Genomic DNA, 16,141 nt, shown 5'->3' with positions numbered 1-16,141 from the left:
GGACACGTAGGGTCGGGCCGTGGAAGAGACGCCGACGCCCATCGCCGCGGAAGAGACGCCGACGCCCATCAGGGTGCTGCTCGCCGACGACCAGGCCCTGCTCCGCAGCGCCTTCAAGGTGCTCGTCGACTCCGAGCCCGACATGGAGGTCGTGGGCGAGGCCTGCGACGGGGCGCAGGCCGTCGAGCTCACCCGGCGGACCCTGCCCGACGTGGTCCTCATGGACATCCGGATGCCCGGCACCGACGGCCTCGCCGCCACGCGCACGATCGGCCAGGACCCGTCGCTCGCCGCGGTCCGGGTGGTCATGCTGACGACCTTCGAGGTCGACGAGTACGTGGCCGCCGCGCTGCGGGCCGGCGCCTCCGGCTTCCTCGGCAAGGGCGCCGAGCCCGAGGAGCTGCTCAACGCCATCCGGGTCGCCGCCGCCGGCGAGGCCCTGCTGTCCCCGGCCGCCACCAAGGGGCTCATCGCCACCTTCCTCGCCCAGGGCGGCGGCTCCTCCGGCACCGCCGGGCCGGCCGCGGAGGACGCCGACCGGCTCGCCGCGCTGACCGGCCGGGAGCGCGAGGTCCTCGTCCAGGTCGCCGGGGGCCTGTCCAACGACCAGATCGCCGGGCTGCTCCAGGTCAGCCCGCTCACCGTCAAAACGCACGTGAACCGGGCCATGGCCAAGCTCGGCGCCCGCGACCGGGCCCAACTCGTCGTCATCGCCTACGAGTCGGGGCTGGTCCGGCCGCGCTCCGAGTAGCGCGCCGACCCGCCGTCGAAACCGGGCCGGCCCGGCCCGGCGTACACCTTCGTACCGGCGGGTCTACTCCTTCGTACCGGCGGGTCTACTACAGACGCGGTATGCCACGGATAAGGACGGGACCTGGGGGCGACGCATCGGCCTCCCGGCATGGGCGAGGCTTGGGTGCCGGCCGCGGCTGTCGCGGCCCTCTCGGCCGGCCCTGCCCAGACCGACTGCAGAGAGATACCGACGCCCATGTCCTGGCTGTCCCGCTTCAGCCTGGCCCAAAGAGCGCTGATCGGCCTCGTCTCGATCACCGCGCTGCTCTTCGGCGCCATGGCCATCCCGCAGCTCAAACAGCAGCTGCTGCCGTCCATCGAACTTCCGATGGTCTCCGTGCTCGCCCCGTACCAGGGCGCTTCCCCCGACGTGGTGGAGAAGCAGGTCATCGAGCCGATCGAGGCCAACCTCAAGGGCGTGGACGGCATCACCGGCATCACGTCCACCGCCAGCGAGGGCAATGCCCTGATCATGGCGACGTTCGACTACGGCGACAGCAGCACCAAGCAGCTCGTCGCCGACGTCCAGCAGGCCGTGAACCGGGCCCGCGTCCGGCTGCCCGCCGAGGTCGACCCGCAGGTCATCGCCGGCTCCACCGACGACATCCCCACCGTCGTCCTCGCCGTCACCTCCGACAAGGACCAGCAGGCCCTCGCCGACCAGCTGAACCGCACCGTCGTCCCCGTCCTGGAGGACATCAAGGGCGTCGGCCGGGTCACCGTCGACGGCGCCCAGGAGCTCCAGGTCACCGTCACCCCGGACGACGCGAAGCTCGCCGCGGCCGGCCTCGACGGCGCCGCCCTCGCCGAGGGCCTCCAGGCGGGCGGCGCGGCCGTCCCCGCCGGCTCCTTCGACGAGGAGGGCAAGAACCGGACCGTCCGCGTCGGCGCCGGCTACACCTCCCTCGCCCAGCTGGAGGACCTCCGCCTGAGCCCCGGCCCCGGCAAGAAGGCCGTCCGCCTCGGCGACGTGGCCGCCGTCAAGCAGGAGGCCGCCAAGCCCGTCTCGGTCACCCGCACCAACGGCAAGCCCAGCCTCTCCCTCGCCCTGACCATGGACAAGGACGGCAGCGCCGTCGCCATCTCGGACACGGTCAAGGACAAGCTGCCCGAGCTGCGCACCGCGCTCGGCTCCGGCGCCGAGCTCACCGTCGTCGCCGACCAGGGCCCGCCGGTCGCCAAGTCCATCTCCAGCCTCACCACCGAGGGCATGCTCGGCCTGCTCTTCGCGGTGATCGTGATCCTGGTCTTCCTCGCCTCGCTGCGCTCGACGCTGGTCACCGCGGTCTCCATCCCGCTGTCCGTCGTCCTCGCGCTGATCGTGCTGTGGGTCGAGGACCTGTCGCTCAACATGCTGACCCTGGGCGCCCTCACCATCGCGATCGGCCGCGTCGTCGACGACTCGATCGTGGTCCTGGAGAACATCAAGCGCCACCTCGGCTACGGCGAGGAGCGCGAGGCCGCCATCCTCACCGCCGTCAAGGAGGTCTCCGGCGCGGTCACCTCCTCGACGCTCACCACCGTGGCCGTCTTCCTGCCGATCGGCTTCGTCGGCGGCATGGTCGGCGAGTTCTTCGGACCGTTCTCCCTCACCGTCGCCGCGGCCCTGCTGGCCTCGCTGCTGGTGTCCCTCACGGTCGTGCCGGTGCTCTCGTACTGGTTCCTGCGGGCCCCGAAGGGCATCACCGCCGGGGACGCCGAGAGCGCCGAGAAGGCGCGCCGCGAGGCCGAGGAGAAGGAGGCGAAGAGCCGCATGCAGCGCGGCTACGTCCGGGCCCTCGGCGTGGTCACCCGCCGCCGGGCGACCACCCTCGTACTGGCCGCCGTGCTGTTCGTCGGCACCCTCGGCATGACCCCCCTGCTGAAGACGAACTTCTTCGACCAGGGCGAGCAGGCCGTCCTGACCGTCAAGCAGCAGCTCCCCGCCGGCGCCTCGCTGGCCGCCGCCGACGCGGCGAGCCGCACGGTGGAGAAGGCCCTGACCGGGGTCAAGGGCGTCAAGGACTACCAGGTCACCGTCGGCTCCTCCGGCTTCCTGGCCGCCTTCGGCGGCGGCACCGGCTCCAACCAGGCCACCTACCAGGTCGTGCTGGACGACGCCGGCGACAGCGAAGCCGTCAAGAAGCGCATCGAGGAGGCCCTCGGCAAGCTCGACGGCATCGGCGACACCGGCATATCCGCGGGCGGCGGCTTCGGCAGCCAGAACCTCAGCGTCGTCGTCAAGGCGGGCGACGCCGGCGTCCTCGCCAAGGCCGCCGAGCAGGTCCGGGCCGAGATGGCCACCCTCGACGACGTCACCGACGTCCAGAGCGACCTCTCCCAGTCCGTGCCCCGCATCTCGGTGACCGCCACCCCGAAGACCGCCGAGGCCGGCCTGAACCAGGCCGCGCTCGGCGGGCTCGTCGCCCAGGCCGTACGCGGCACCCCGGCCGGCAAGGCCGTCCTGGACAACACCGAGCGGGACATCGTCATCAAGTCCGCGCAGCCGGCCACCACCCTGGCCCAGCTGCAGGCGCTCCCGGTCGGCCCGGCCCGGCTCGGCGACATCGCCGAGGTCAAGGTCGTGCCCGGCCCGGTGTCGATGACCCGCATCGACGGCGCCCGCGCCGCGACCGTCACCGCCAAGCCCGTCGGCGACAACACCGGCGCCATCGGCGCCGAGCTCCAGACGAAGATCAGCGCGCTGAAGCTGCCCGAGGGCGCCACCGCCACCATCGGCGGCGTCTCCGAGGACCAGGGCGAGGCCTTCGCCCAGCTCGGCCTGGCCATGCTCGCGGCCATCGCGATCGTGTTCATGCTGCTGGTGGCCACCTTCCGGTCGCTGATCCAGCCGCTGATCCTGCTCGTCTCGATCCCGTTCGCGGCGACCGGCGCCCTGGGCCTGCTGCTGGCCACCGGGACCCCGATGGGCGTCCCCGCGATGATCGGCATGCTGATGCTCATCGGCATCGTCGTCACCAACGCGATCGTCCTGATCGACCTGGTCAACCAGTACCGGGCCCAGGGCATGGGCGTCATCGAAGCCGTCGTCGAGGGCGGCCGGCACCGCCTGCGGCCGATCCTCATGACGGCCCTGGCGACGATCTTCGCGCTGCTCCCGATGGCGCTCGGCGTCACCGGCGAGGGCGGGTTCATCTCGCAGCCGCTGGCGGTCGTCGTGATCGGCGGCCTGGTCTCCTCGACCCTGCTGACGCTGCTGCTCGTGCCGACCCTGTACACGATGATCGAGCTGCGCAAGGAGCGCCGCCGCGCCAAGCGCGCGGCCCGCCGTGAGGCCGTCCCGGCCCCGGCCCCGCAGCAGGCCGAGGCCGACGAGCAGACCCCGGCGGGGGTCTGACCGACCGCGCCGAAGCGGTGCAGCGGTAAAGCGGTAAAGCGGTAAGCCGAAGGGCCGCCCCTCACGGAGGGGCGGCCCTTCGGTCGTACGTACGCGGGGTCCCGCGATGGGCGGTGGTTACGGGAGGGCGAGCATCCGCTCCAGGGCGAGCTTGGCGAAGCTCTCCGTCTCCTTGTCGACCTGGATCTGGTTGACCAGGGTGCCCTCGGCGAGGGACTCCAGGGTCCAGACCAGGTGCGGCAGGTCGATGCGGTTCATCGTCGAGCAGAAGCAGACCGTCCGGTCGAGGAAGACGACCTCCTTGCCCTCCGGACCGAAACGATTCGCCAGTCGCTTGACCAGGTTCAGCTCGGTGCCGATGGCCCACTTGGAGCCGGCCGGGGCCGCCTCCAGCGTGTTGATGATGTACTCCGTCGAGCCGACGTAGTCCGCGGCTGCCACGACCTCGTGCTTGCACTCGGGGTGGACCAGCACGTTCACGCCCGGGATGCGCTCGCGGACGTCGTTCACCGAGTCCAGCGAGAAACGGCCGTGGACCGAGCAGTGCCCGCGCCACAGGATCATCTTCGCGCCGCGCAGCTCCTCGGCGGTCAGGCCGCCGTTCGGCTTGTGCGGGTTGTAGACCACGCAGTCGTCCAGGGACATGCCCATGTCGCGGACGGCGGTGTTGCGGCCCAGGTGCTGGTCCGGGAGGAAGAGCACCTTCTCGCCCTGCTCGAACGCCCAGTCCAGGGCCCGCTTGGCGTTGGACGAGGTGCAGATCAGGCCGCCGTGCTTGCCGGTGAAGGCCTTGATGTCGGCGGAGGAGTTCATGTAGGAGACGGGGACCGTCATGTCGGCGATGCCCGCCTCGGCCAGCACGTCCCAGCACTCGGCGACCTGCTCGGCGGTGGCCATGTCGGCCATCGAGCAGCCCGCCGCCAGGTCCGGCAGGACGACCTTCTGGTCGTCGCCGGTCAGGATGTCCGCGGACTCGGCCATGAAGTGGACGCCGCAGAAGACGATGTACTCGGCCTCCGGCTTGGCGGCCGCGTCACGGGCCAGCTTGAAGGAGTCGCCGGTGACGTCGGCGAACTCGATGACCTCGTCCCGCTGGTAGTGGTGGCCGAGGATGAAGACCTTGTCGCCGAGCTTCTCCTTGGCCGCGCGGGCGCGTGCCACCAGGTCCGGGTCCGACGGCGAGGGCAGGTCGCCGGGGCACTCCACCCCGCGCTCGCTCTTGGGGTCGGCTTCGCGGCCGAGCAGCAGCAGGGCAAGGGGCGTCGGCTGGACGTCCAAAGGCTGGGCGGTGGTCACGACACGCACCCTTTCTGTTCTGCGACTACGAGACTTCAGATTCGACTTCTCGTCTATTTGACGCTATCTATGATAGCCGGTTCACGTCACTTTGACGATGGCCATAGTGTCGATGTGACGCATTCGCCGCGACACATCCGCGCGTGACGAACCCGTCGCTGCGCCCGGTCCTCCGGTCCGCCCCGGTGTGCGAGCATGAATGACTGAAACACGCGTCGGGTCCGGAATGAATCCGCGGCCCCGCTCGTTGCCATCGACGGCAAGAGTCCGACGTTTCCCTGCCTGAGGCGGGGAGCCGCCCCACTTCGGGAGTGAATGCAGATGTCCGTACAGGACGACAAGACCACCGTGAGCGACGGCATCCTCCTGTCCGACGCCGCCGCCGAGAAGGTCAGGACCCTGCTGGAGCAGGAGGGCCGCGACGACCTCGCGCTCCGCGTCGCGGTCCAGCCCGGTGGCTGCTCCGGCCTGCGCTACCAGCTCTTCTTCGACGAGCGCTCCCTCGACGGGGACGTCGTCAAGGACTTCGACGGCGTGAAGGTCGTCACGGACCGGATGAGCTCCCCCTACCTCCAGGGCGCCTCGATCGACTTCGTCGACACCATCGAGAAGCAGGGCTTCACCATCGACAACCCGAACGCCACGGGCTCCTGCGCCTGCGGCGACTCCTTCAGCTAAACCCCGGCCCGAGCGGCGGCCCCGGCCCGGCCGGGGACCCGCGCGGCGGCAGCAAAAGGCTCCCGGCACCGTGCCGTGTCGGGAGCCTTCGCCATGTGCGGATACAGGCGTGCGCATGCGGGCTGCCGCCGGGGGACGGCTTGACGCGCCCCGCACCCCGATCGGCGACCAGGAGAGAGCGAGACCACGCGGACGGCAACCGCTGCGTCGTCCGCGTGACCGGCCGCCACAAGCCCGGAGAGCCCACCGGCCACGACATTCTGGAAGCCGATGCCCTGGTCTCCGCGAGCTTCGTCGATGCCCGACTTGAGCTCTACCTGTTCCAGCAGGACCTCGACAACTGGCAGCACGACCTGACCCAGCTCGCGCCGGGCAAAGGAGCTCCAACCACCACCGGATCGAGCGGACCGGCCTCCCTGGCCGGCCGCGGAACCGGTCACGGGGCCTCCCGGCGCGGCCGGACGGCGACGGGGTCCCACGGCCCGGCCCGGCGGCAACCGTCCTCGTGCTCCAGTGCGCGCACGAGCTGTCGGATGATCCTGGCGAGGCCGCGGGCGTGGTTCCAGTTCGCGTGGGGGCCGGACCCCAGCGGGCCGACCGCCGTGAAGTACTCCCATTCGGCGAGGGCCTCGAACGCCCCGGCGGGGCGCTGCCGCGAAGGCGTCCCGGTCAGAGCGCCGTGCAGCTTCTGCCCGCAGGCGATCAGGTCGCCGATGAGCGCCGCGACGCCCTCCGCGGCGGGCCGCTCCTCGTACGGGGCGAGCGCCCGGGCGATCAGAGCGGTCGCGTCCACGTGATCCTGCGGCATACCCATGCCGGTGCTCCCTGCCGTCGTCAGTAGGTAGGCGGCCGACGGGCGTCGCGCGTCGGCTCCTTCACGTATGAGCCAACTCCTCCTGGACCGGGGCGGCCGGACCTTCGGCCGGACTTTTGGCCGGACTTTTCAGCCCGAGAGGCCTTCCGCGTCCGGAAGTCGCTACCGTCAGGAACATCCAGATCACCGGAGGTGACGGTGCAACCCGATCCGACAGCCTTTGCGCACGCGTGCATCGTCCACGGCTGGGAGAAGCCTGCGGACTTCCTGCGGGCGTTCCAGATGACGGCGGACACCCTCGGCGAGCCGGTCACGCTGACCGACCGCCAGGTCCGACGATGGCGGCAGCCCAACCCTCCGGCCCCACGCGCGAAGTCATGGCGGACGTTGCACGCCATGTTCGGCCTTTGCCCGACCGAGCTGGGGTTTCCGGGGCCGCCGCCGAGTGCCAACGTGGGGGTAGCAGCACACCCCGCACAGAAAGGCATTCCCGTGGCCGTGCACCGACGCGCCTTCCTCGCTGACTCCGTCGGCGTCACAGCCGCCTTGGGCATGCCCGCCCCTACCCGGCCGATGACCCCGCTCGGGGCGTCCGGAGCCGTCGGTACCGCCCACCTCACGGAACTGCGCGCCGGCCTCCGCTCGCTGATCCACCTGGACGACGCGTACGGAGGCGGAGACGTCCGCTCCCTCGCCGTCCGGCACCTGAGCCGGGTCCGCCGCGTGATCAACACGGGCCGGTACCCGGACACGATCGGCCGTCAGCTCCAGCTCCTCGCGGGCGAGATCGCCGAACACTGCGGCTGGCTCTACTACGACGCCGACGACCAGGAGAGTGCGCGGCGCTACTTCGGTGAGGCCCTCACCACGGCCACGATGCTGAGGGACGTGAACCTGGAGATCCTCGTGTTCTCCTCCATGAGCCTCCAGGCGTGCCACGAGGGCCGTGCCCGGGACGGCCTGGACCTCGCTCGCGCCGCCCAGGACCGCGCAACGCACCTCGGCTCGCCCACACTCCAGTCGCTCATCGCCGCCCGGGAAACGCGCGCCCTCGCCCTGATGGGTGACGGCACGACGGCCAACCGCCGCCTCGGCGAGGCGTTGAAGCTCCTGAACCGCAAGGGCCGGCCCTCCCCCGAGTGGGCCATGTTCCACGGGTCGGCGGAACTGGAATACGCCCAAGGCCTGCTCTACAGCGAACTGGGACATCACCGTGCGGCGACCCGGTTCCTCAGCGCGGCCCTCGCCCACCAGGAGACCACGTACGGGCGCAACCGCGCGCTCTACAGGATCACCCTGGCCAAGAACCTCATCGCCGCGGGTGAGGTGGACGAGGGGGCCGCGCATGCGGTGGGCAGCCTGGAGCACCTGGAAGAGGTCGAGTCCGGGCGCGTCACGAAGCGGCTGGCCGAAGTGGCCGGCACGCTCGGCACCGTGGAAGCCGCCTCCGCCCGGGAGGCCGCCGGAGAGTTGGCCGAGTACGTGCAGGCAAGGAGGGCTGCGTGATGTCCGATGTGACGTACGAGCGATTCGACGGGCAGGAGGCCGCAGGCGCGCTCGACGTGTTCCTCCCGGCCTACGAAGAGGTCTACGCCGAGCTCCCGTACAGCGAGGGCCCTTCCGACGTCGCGCAGTTCATCGACCACTACCTCCGGCACGTCCAGCGGGCCGGGATGCGTCTGATCGTCGCCCGCGACGGCGCGGACGTCATCGGCTTCACGTACGGATACCTGCTCCCCGCTGACACCGGGTGGTGGAGCAACGTGGACAGGGAGCTGCCGGCAGACTTCACGCGCGAGGACGGCGCCCGTACGTGGGTGATCCTGGAGCTGGCCGTCCGCAAGCCGTGGCGCCGCCGGGGCATCGCCGCGGCCTTGCACGCCGCTCTGCTCGACGGCCTCGACGTGGAGCGGGTCACGCTCACCGTGAGGCCCGAGCCCGAGGCCGCCCCCGCCCGGATGGCCTATGCCGCGTGGGGGTACCACGCGGTCGGCACGTCCCATCCGTGGGAGGGCGCCCCGTTCTACGAGGCGATGGTCCTCGAAGTAGCCGCCGACCGAAGCACTGCTGCCGCAGCCCCCTGACCTCGACCGCCCCGCACCGCCCCCGTACGACCGCTGCATCACCGACGCTGGAGGACCGGGCCCAACCCAGCCCCGCACGGGTGAGGGGTGGGGTTGGGGCCTCAGGTACGTGCGACGGCCGGGTCACGGTGTGCTCGCCTCGGCCGCGTGCTCCAGTGCGCGCATGAGCTGTCGGATGATCCTGGCGAGGCCGCGGGCGTGGTTCCAGTTCGCGTGGGGGCCGGACCCCAGCGGGCCGACCGCCGTGAAGTACTCCCATTCGGCGAGGGCCTCGAACGCCCCGGCGGGGCGCTGCCGCGAAGGCGTCCCGGTCAGAGCGCCGTGCAGCTTCTGCCCGCAGGCGATCAGGTCGCCGATGAGCGCCGCGACGCCCTCCGCGGCGGGCCGCTCCTCGTACGGGGCGAGCGCCCGGGCGATCAGAGCGGTCGCGTCCACGTGATCCTGCGGCATACCCATGCCGGTGCTCCCTGCCGTCGTCAGCGGGTGGTGGTGCGACGACGGTAGGCGGCGGTGGGTAACCGCAGGGGCACGGATTGCGCCCCCTTGCCTCAGGCCGTCAGGAGACCGAGGCGGTGCGCCAGTTCGGACGCCCGGCGGCGGGACGGGCTCTTCGCCTCGGCCTCTTCCAGGATGATGCGGCGGGCATAGCCGTTGTACTGCACGGTCTCCGGGGCGGTCTCGTGGGCCTGCGCCAGCGTGGCCAGCGCCTCGTCGGGCTGGGCGTCGAGGTGGTAGGCGCGCGCCTGCTCGATCCGGTGGCGGGCCCGCCGCGGCCGGGACGGAATCGCTGCGGCCTCTGCGCGGGCGGCCTGCCGGGCCGACTCCCGGCCCGCGCGCAGTTCGACCGCCACCGTGACGGCGTGGGCGCCGATGACCGCCCGCGAGAACGACGTCACCGGGTGGTAGTACGCCTCCGGCAGCGACTCCGCGAGCGAGCGGGCCTCATCCCAGTACCGCCATGCCGTGCCGGTCTCCCCGCGCTTTGCGGCCGTCAGGCCGGCCTCGACGGTCAGGGCGCCGGCCACGGCCCGTACGTCCGTGCCGGCATCGGGGAGCAGCGGCTCCAGGTACCGGAGGGTCTCCAGGGTGATCGCGTCCGCGGCGTCGTACGCCCCGCTGTCGCGGTGGGCGTGGGTGCTGAGCCAGGCGGCCAGGCCCAGCGCATGCGGGTCCTCGGAGTCCTGGGCGGCCGTCATGCCCCGCTCGGCGACCCGCCAAAGGAGCGGCGCGTCGGGCTGGTAGGCGCAGAAGAACTGCGCGAGGGCGTACACCTCGGCCAGTCGGGCCTGGGCGGCCTTCCGGTCGGCGATCGTCCCGGCCTGCCGGACGGCTGCCTGCGCGTCCCGGATCAGATCGGGCAGCAGCGCGCCCACCACCTCACGGTGGTTCGGCGCCGAATGCCGGGCGGACCACGCCCGGGCGAGACGCGCCTCAAGGTGGGCGGTGGGGGGCGCCTCCCGGCCACCGGCAACCGGGAACGCGTTCAAGGCCTCGCGGACGGCCGCGAACCGCGGGTGCCCGGGGCCGGTGAAGAGGTCGGCGCGCAGGGACTGGTTCCCCGTGAGGTCGGACAGGTCCCGAACGCGCAGCACTTCGGCGATCCGCAGGATGACCGGCAGGGCGGGTGTCTTCAGCCGGCCGGTCTCGACTGCCTTGACCCACGACCCGGACCGGGCCACGAGACCGCCGAGCTGTTCCCGGGTGAGCCCGCGGCGTTGGCGGAGGATCTGCATTCTCTGGCCGAACACCAGCGGGTCGGCGTACGGGTCCGGGGTAGCGTCGGTGGACATGGCGGGCTTGCCCCTCTCCTCGCAGCTCGTCATGTCAGGGTGGGGGGCAGGGCCTCATCCGTGTGATCCAGATCGCACAATCCCGCCTGCCCGGACCGAAGCCGGCACGTGATTCGCCTTGCCGGGGTGTGAGGAGGAGAACCAGTGGCTGACGACCTGTCCGCGGTGGCCCGTTTCCTGTACGAAGCGGGGACGCTCAAGCACGCCCGCCGCACGGGCTGGTGGATGGCGGGCGTCAACGACCCCGAGAGCGTCGCCGAGCACTCGTGGCGCACCTCGGTCATCGCGTCCGTCATCGCCGAGCTGGAGGGCGCCGACCCTGCGCGGGCGGCGTTCCTCGCCGTCTGGCACGACACCCAGGAGACCCGCACCGGGGACGTCAACCACCTGGGGAAGAAGTACGCGGCCGGCGCCGACCCGCGGGCCGTCACGGCCGACCAGACCGCGGGCATGCCCGAGGCGCTGGCGTCGGCGATCCGGGACCTGGTCGCCGAGTACGAGGCCCAGGACTCCCCCGAGGCGGTCTGCGCCCGCGACGCCGACAAGCTGGAGTGCCTGCTCCAGGGCATCGAGTACAAGGCCCAGGGATACGAGGCCGCCCAACGGTGGATCGACAACAGCCGCGCCAGGCTCACGACGGAGACCGGGAAGCGGCTGGCCGGGGAACTGCTCGGCCAGGGCACGCTGGACTGGCTGCGGACAGCCATGGGCGAGAAGGGCTGAGGACGGGGCGGGTGTGCGAAGGCCCCCTGGGGCCGGCAAGCGCCGTTGGGCCAGGGGGCCTTCGCCGTATGCGTCGTGGTTACTGGTGGGGGAGGGGCTTGCCTGTGGTGGCGTCCACTACCTTGCGGGTGCCCAGGGGCTGGTTCAGGGTTGCCGTGACCGTCATCTCCTGGGCGATCATGATGCAGGCCCGGGCCGGGTCGTTCGGGGTGTCCGTGATGCGGACCATGACCGAGCCCGCCTCCTCGCGGGCCTCCAGTGCGTAGGTGCTGCACACCCCGCCCCAGAAGTTCACCGTCAGCTTCCGGTCGGCCTCCGTGTACGAGAACCCGGGCACCGTACGGCCCGCGCCCGTCGTCGGGGCCGGCTGGGGCGGGGCGTCGTTGCCGGGGCCGTTCGCCGCGGCCGGCTGGACCACCGTGTGGCCGGGCGCGCCGTCCTTGCCCGCCACCTCGAAGTGCCAGGCCGGGACCAGGCCGCGGGCCCCGTTCACGGTCCCGGGGGCGAGCCCCAGCACCGCGCCCTTCACCGTCTCCGTCCGCGGCGGCTTGATGGGCCGCGGCTCGGGGTTGCAGGGCAGCGGGTCCGACGGGCCGGGGACGTCCGGGGTCAGCGGGACGGACGTCGCGCAGCCGCTCGGGCCGCGGTCCGCGCCGCCCCCGCCCGAAGCCCGGTTCAGGCGCTCCAGGGCCTCGGACGCACTCACCACCGGCTGCTCGCCCGCGCGGACCGGCTCCTTCAGTTCGCCGCTGCCCGCCACGACCTGGCCGTCCGCGCCCACGCTGACCTTGGTGGCCCAGCCCTGGGTGGGCAGCCCGCCGATCACCGGGTCGGCGGTCACCACCCGTACGGAGCCCTGCGTGAGGCGGGCGTCCAGCCGGGCCCCGCTCTGGCCGACCGCAGCCAGGACCGGGGCGGCCGCGGTCTTGGCGGCCTCCTCGGACACCGGGTTGCCGCCGCCTCCGGCGGGGGGCTTGCCGCTGCCGCCGTCCGCGCCCTGGGGGAGGGTGGCGGGTCCGCAGGTGTCCTTGCCGCGCCGGCAGTCGTCGCCCGCGCCGCCGCCCGAGTGGAAGCGGGTGAAGGTCCAGCTGCCCGGCGCCTTCCGGCTGATCGTGAGGCGCGGCCCGAAGCCGTCGGCGCCCTCCCCGGCCTGCCAGGTCTCACCGCTGAGCTGCGGGCTGCCCGCGATGCCGAGGGCCGCCGCGAGCCGGGCCGCCTCCTCCGCGGTGACCTCGCCGGTGGCGGCGTACGAGGGTGCGGCCGCCGGGGCGGACGGCAGCCCGCCCTCCGCCCGGTACGTCACTCCGCTGCCCCGCGGGTCGGGTTCCCCGGGGGCGATGCCCGGCCCGGAGGGGCTCGGCGCGACGCGCGGCGCGGAGGCCGTGCTGTCCGCCGTACCGCCGCCCCGCCCGCCGTCGCCGTACGCCGTCGACGCCCAGTACGCCGTGCCGCCGCCCGCGAGCAGGACGGCGGCCGCGATCGAGCCGATGGCCCAGGCCGGCCGCCGCCGTGTGCCGCGTGATGTGTCGGGTTGTTCGGTGGTCACCGCATGCTCCTTCGCCCGTACCGCCGTGGCTGGCTGATGCGGGTGTGACGGAACAGAGGCGAAACCGGTTCCGCCGCGCCCTAATCGCCGTACTCGGCGGTGGCGGCGATGAGCCGGGCCGAGGCGGGCGGAACGCTGATCCCGTGGATCTGCGAGGGCGCCACCCTGGCCGGACGCGGGTCCGCGGGGACCGCCCAGTGCGGGGCCATCCTGGCGCAGTCGCCGAGCAGCCGCGCAAAACCCGGCCGCGTGTCGGATGCGTACTCTCCGTAGCCGAATCCATCGGTAGAGGTCATGGGGGCACGGTAGGCGCGGGCTGCCGGGCGAAGAAAGGCCTACTACGGGGTAGTTTCGTGCGGTCGGCGTCCGGGCCGTTAGCGGGTAGCGTTGACTGTCACCCTTGCCGTCCTTGCAGGAGCATCCACGCCGTGCGTATCGCAGTCACCGGCTCCATCGCCACCGACCACCTCATGACCTTCCCCGGCCGCTTCGCCGACCAGTTCGTCGCGGACCAGCTGCACACGGTCTCCCTCTCCTTCCTCGTCGACAACCTCGACGTCCGGCGGGGCGGTGTCGGCCCGAACATCTGCTTCGGCATGGGCCAGCTCGGCCTCCGCCCGATCCTGGTCGGCGCGGCCGGCTCGGACTTCGACGAGTACCGCGCCTGGCTGGACCGGCACGGCGTCGACACCTCCTCCGTGCGGATCTCCGAGATGCTGCACACCGCGCGCTTCGTCTGCACCACGGACGCCGACCACAACCAGATCGGCTCCTTCTACACGGGCGCGATGAGCGAGGCCCGCCTCATCGAGCTGAAGGCCGTCGCCGACCGCATCGGCGGCCTCGACCTCGTCCTCATCGGCGCCGACGACCCCGAGGCGATGCTCCGCCACACCGAGGAGTGCCGTACACGCGGCATCCCCTTCGCCGCGGACTTCTCCCAGCAGATCGCCCGCATGGACGGCGAGAACATCCGCACCCTGATGGACGGTGCGACCTTCCTCTTCTCCAACGAGTACGAGAAGGGCCTCATCGAGACGAAGTCCGGCTGGACCGACGAGGAGATCCTCGCCAAGGTCGGCACCCGCGTCACCACCCTCGGCTCCCGCGGCGTCCGGATCGAGCGGGCCGGCGAGGAGACCATCACGGTCGGCTGCCCGGAGGAGACCGCCAAGGTCGACCCGACCGGCGTCGGCGACGCCTTCCGCGCCGGCTTCCTGGCCGGCCTCGGCTGGGGCGTCGGCCTGGAGCGCGCCGCGCAGGTCGGCTGCATGCTGGCCACCCTCGTGATCGAGACGCTGGGCACCCAGGAGTACACCCTGGCCCGCGCCCACTTCATGGAGCGCTTCACCAAGGCGTACGGCGAGGACGCCGCCGCCGAGGTCCGCGAGCACCTGGCCGCGTAGTTCCGGCCACCCGGCCGGCCGGCCACCCGCCCGGCCACCCGCCCGGCCACCGGTCGGCCACCCGCCCGTCGGCCACCCTGGACCGGGCGGGGCGCCGAGCCCCGCCCGGTTCACAGCTCCCGGCGGACCGCGTACGCCGTCCCCGCCGGGCGGGGGGACTCGCCCAGGTAGGTGTGGCCGCGCATCGAGCACCACGCCGGGATGTCCAGCCGGGCCACCTCGTCGTCCGACAGGACCGTGACCGTCCCGCCGACCGGGACGGTGCCGATGGCCCGGGCCAGCTCGATCACCGGCTGCGGGCAGCGCAGGCCCAGGGCGTCGATCTCCAGGGCGCCGCTGTCCGAGGACCTGGCGACCGGGGCCTGCAGCTCCGGCTCGGCCACGCCGAGCGTGGCCCGCACCCCGGCGACCAGGCCCGGCAGTACGTCCAGGAAGCCGTTGACCTCCTCGGCGGTCGTCCCCCGCGGCAGGGAGACCCGTACGTTGCCCTCCGACAGCACGCCCATCGCCCGCAGCACATGACTCGGGGTCAGGGTGGAGCTGGTACAGGAGGAGCCGGAGGAGACCGAGTAGCCCGCCCGGTCCAGCTCGTGCAGCAGGGTCTCGCCGTCGACGTACAGGCAGGAGAAGGTGACCAGGTGCGGCAGCCGCCGTACGGGGTCGCCGACCACCTCCACGTCCGGCACCAGCCGGGCCACCCGCCGCCGGATCCGGTCCACCAGCACCCGCAGCCGGGCCGCCTCCGCCTCCGCCTCGGCCCGCACCGCCCGCAGCGACGCGGCGGCCGCGACGATCGCCGGGAGGTTGGTGAAGCCGGGGGAGCGGCCCGACTCCCGCTCGTCGGCGGGGCCTTGGGGCGAGAACCGGACACCTTTGCGGACGGCCAGCAGGCCGACGCCCGCCGGGCCGCCCCACTTGTGGGCGCTCGCGGCCAGCAGCGACCAGCCGCCCTCGACCGGGCCCCAGCCCAGCGACTGGGCGGCGTCCACGAACAGCGGCACCCCGGCCGCCGCGCACACCTCTGCCACCTCCGCCACCGGCTGCACCGTGCCCACCTCGTGGTTGGCCGACTGCAGGCAGGCCAGCGCGGTCGAGGGGGTCAGCGCGGAGGCGTATCCCGCCGCCGAGACCGCGCCGGTCCGGTCCACCTCCACCCGGGCCGCGGTGCCGCCGGCCGCCTCGTGCGCCTCGGCGGCGTGGAGCACGGAACTGTGTTCGACGGCCGACACGACCGCATGCCGGCCGATGCGCCGGCGCCCGGCGAGTGCGCCCGCAATGCCCGAGTGAACCGCATGCGTCCCCGATGGGGTGAAGACGAGCTCGTCGGGGCGGCAGCCCACCGCCTCGGCGGCGGCCTCGCGCGCCGCGTCCAGCAGGAGCCGCGCGCGCCGGCCCTCCCGGTACAGCCGGGCGGGGTCCGCCCAGCCCTCGTCCAGCGAGGCCTGCAGCGCCTGCCGGGCCACGGGGTGCAGCGGGGCGGCGGACGCGGTGTCGAAGTACGGCATCCGGTCACGCTAACGTCAGCCCGCGGGAAGGGGAGGTCAGGGGGCGTCAGATACGCCCCGGAGCCCGCCATTCAGCGGGTGTTGCGCCGTCCCCCGTACGGCGGATCCATCCCTTCGGGGGCAGTAGCGGCGCGTTGGGCACCCTCCCCGCGCGACCCCAAATAGCGTCC

Annotated in this window: 14 protein-coding genes and 1 pseudogene; 8 read left to right on the top strand and 7 right to left on the bottom strand. The window is 72.7% G+C overall.

Annotated elements, in window-relative coordinates:
* Positions 1 to 19 precede the first annotated feature (19 nt).
* Together ACIQUT_RS05660 and ACIQUT_RS05655 are read left to right on the top strand one after the other, a co-directional pair.
* Positions 20 to 751, top strand: coding sequence for a response regulator (locus tag ACIQUT_RS05660; protein WP_403559807.1), 732 nt, complete (start codon positions 20 to 22; stop codon positions 749 to 751).
* A 237-nt stretch (positions 752 to 988) separates the two neighbouring features.
* On the top strand, positions 989 to 4,129 hold the full coding sequence (locus tag ACIQUT_RS05655; RefSeq protein WP_403559805.1) for an efflux RND transporter permease subunit: 3,141 nt from the start codon (positions 989 to 991) through the stop codon (positions 4,127 to 4,129).
* Between the two features lie 117 nt (positions 4,130 to 4,246).
* Here ACIQUT_RS05655 and nadA read toward each other — a convergent pair whose 3' ends face one another.
* Positions 4,247 to 5,434, bottom strand: coding sequence for a quinolinate synthase NadA (gene nadA / locus ACIQUT_RS05650; RefSeq protein ID WP_403559803.1), 1,188 nt, complete (start codon positions 5,432 to 5,434; stop codon positions 4,247 to 4,249).
* Between the two features lie 312 nt (positions 5,435 to 5,746).
* Between nadA and erpA the strand changes: the two genes are divergently transcribed.
* Positions 5,747 to 6,103 carry an iron-sulfur cluster insertion protein ErpA gene (gene erpA, locus ACIQUT_RS05645; protein ID WP_403559801.1) on the top strand — a complete coding sequence of 119 codons (357 nt, stop codon included), beginning with the start codon at positions 5,747 to 5,749 and terminating at the stop codon, positions 6,101 to 6,103.
* Positions 6,104 to 6,198: 95 nt separating this feature from the next.
* Positions 6,199 to 6,474, top strand: a pseudogene (locus tag ACIQUT_RS05640) (DUF5959 family protein); the annotation flags it as partial.
* 65 nt (positions 6,475 to 6,539) lie between these two features.
* Here the strand turns inward: ACIQUT_RS05640 and ACIQUT_RS05635 are convergent.
* Positions 6,540 to 6,917 (bottom strand): DUF6415 family natural product biosynthesis protein, encoded by a 378-nt coding sequence (locus ACIQUT_RS05635; protein ID WP_403559799.1) that lies wholly within the window; start codon positions 6,915 to 6,917, stop codon positions 6,540 to 6,542.
* Between the two features lie 492 nt (positions 6,918 to 7,409).
* Here ACIQUT_RS05635 and ACIQUT_RS05630 point away from each other — a divergent pair, with 492 nt between their 5' ends.
* Complete coding sequence (locus ACIQUT_RS05630) at positions 7,410 to 8,423, top strand: hypothetical protein (RefSeq protein ID WP_403559797.1); 1,014 nt, start codon at positions 7,410 to 7,412, stop codon at positions 8,421 to 8,423.
* Positions 8,423 to 9,001, top strand: coding sequence for a GNAT family N-acetyltransferase (locus ACIQUT_RS05625; protein ID WP_403559795.1), 579 nt, complete (start codon positions 8,423 to 8,425; stop codon positions 8,999 to 9,001). The genes ACIQUT_RS05630 and ACIQUT_RS05625 overlap by 1 nt, the downstream gene beginning before the upstream one ends.
* Before the next feature lie 123 nt (positions 9,002 to 9,124).
* On the opposite strand, the gene ACIQUT_RS05620 is transcribed toward ACIQUT_RS05625, so the two are convergent.
* Positions 9,125 to 9,457, bottom strand: a complete 333-nt coding sequence (locus ACIQUT_RS05620) for a DUF6415 family natural product biosynthesis protein (RefSeq protein ID WP_403559792.1) — start codon at positions 9,455 to 9,457, stop codon at positions 9,125 to 9,127.
* A 92-nt stretch (positions 9,458 to 9,549) separates the two neighbouring features.
* Positions 9,550 to 10,791, bottom strand: coding sequence for a helix-turn-helix domain-containing protein (locus ACIQUT_RS05615; RefSeq protein WP_403559789.1), 1,242 nt, complete (start codon positions 10,789 to 10,791; stop codon positions 9,550 to 9,552).
* 144 nt (positions 10,792 to 10,935) lie between these two features.
* On the opposite strand from ACIQUT_RS05615, the gene ACIQUT_RS05610 reads away from it, so the two are divergent.
* Complete coding sequence (locus tag ACIQUT_RS05610) at positions 10,936 to 11,514, top strand: HD family hydrolase (protein WP_403559787.1); 579 nt, start codon at positions 10,936 to 10,938, stop codon at positions 11,512 to 11,514.
* A gap of 79 nt (positions 11,515 to 11,593) precedes the next feature.
* On the opposite strand, the gene ACIQUT_RS05605 is transcribed toward ACIQUT_RS05610, so the two are convergent.
* Positions 11,594 to 13,060, bottom strand: coding sequence for a hypothetical protein (locus ACIQUT_RS05605; protein ID WP_403559784.1), 1,467 nt, complete (start codon positions 13,058 to 13,060; stop codon positions 11,594 to 11,596).
* 80 nt (positions 13,061 to 13,140) lie between these two features.
* Positions 13,141 to 13,356, bottom strand: a complete 216-nt coding sequence (locus ACIQUT_RS05600; protein WP_403559781.1) for a hypothetical protein — start codon at positions 13,354 to 13,356, stop codon at positions 13,141 to 13,143.
* 132 nt (positions 13,357 to 13,488) lie between these two features.
* Here ACIQUT_RS05600 and ACIQUT_RS05595 point away from each other — a divergent pair, with 132 nt between their 5' ends.
* Positions 13,489 to 14,466 (top strand): carbohydrate kinase family protein, encoded by a 978-nt coding sequence (locus ACIQUT_RS05595; protein ID WP_403559778.1) that lies wholly within the window; start codon positions 13,489 to 13,491, stop codon positions 14,464 to 14,466.
* Between the two features lie 110 nt (positions 14,467 to 14,576).
* Here the strand turns inward: ACIQUT_RS05595 and ACIQUT_RS05590 are convergent, their stop codons facing one another.
* Positions 14,577 to 15,971 (bottom strand): cysteine desulfurase/sulfurtransferase TusA family protein, encoded by a 1,395-nt coding sequence (locus ACIQUT_RS05590; protein ID WP_403559775.1) that lies wholly within the window; start codon positions 15,969 to 15,971, stop codon positions 14,577 to 14,579.
* Positions 15,972 to 16,141 lie beyond the last annotated feature (170 nt).

The organism is Streptomyces sp. NPDC090445, assembly GCF_044769385.1.
Classification (GTDB): Bacteria; Actinomycetota; Actinomycetes; order Streptomycetales; family Streptomycetaceae; genus Streptomyces.
This window is presented reverse-complemented; position numbering and strand designations above follow the sequence as displayed.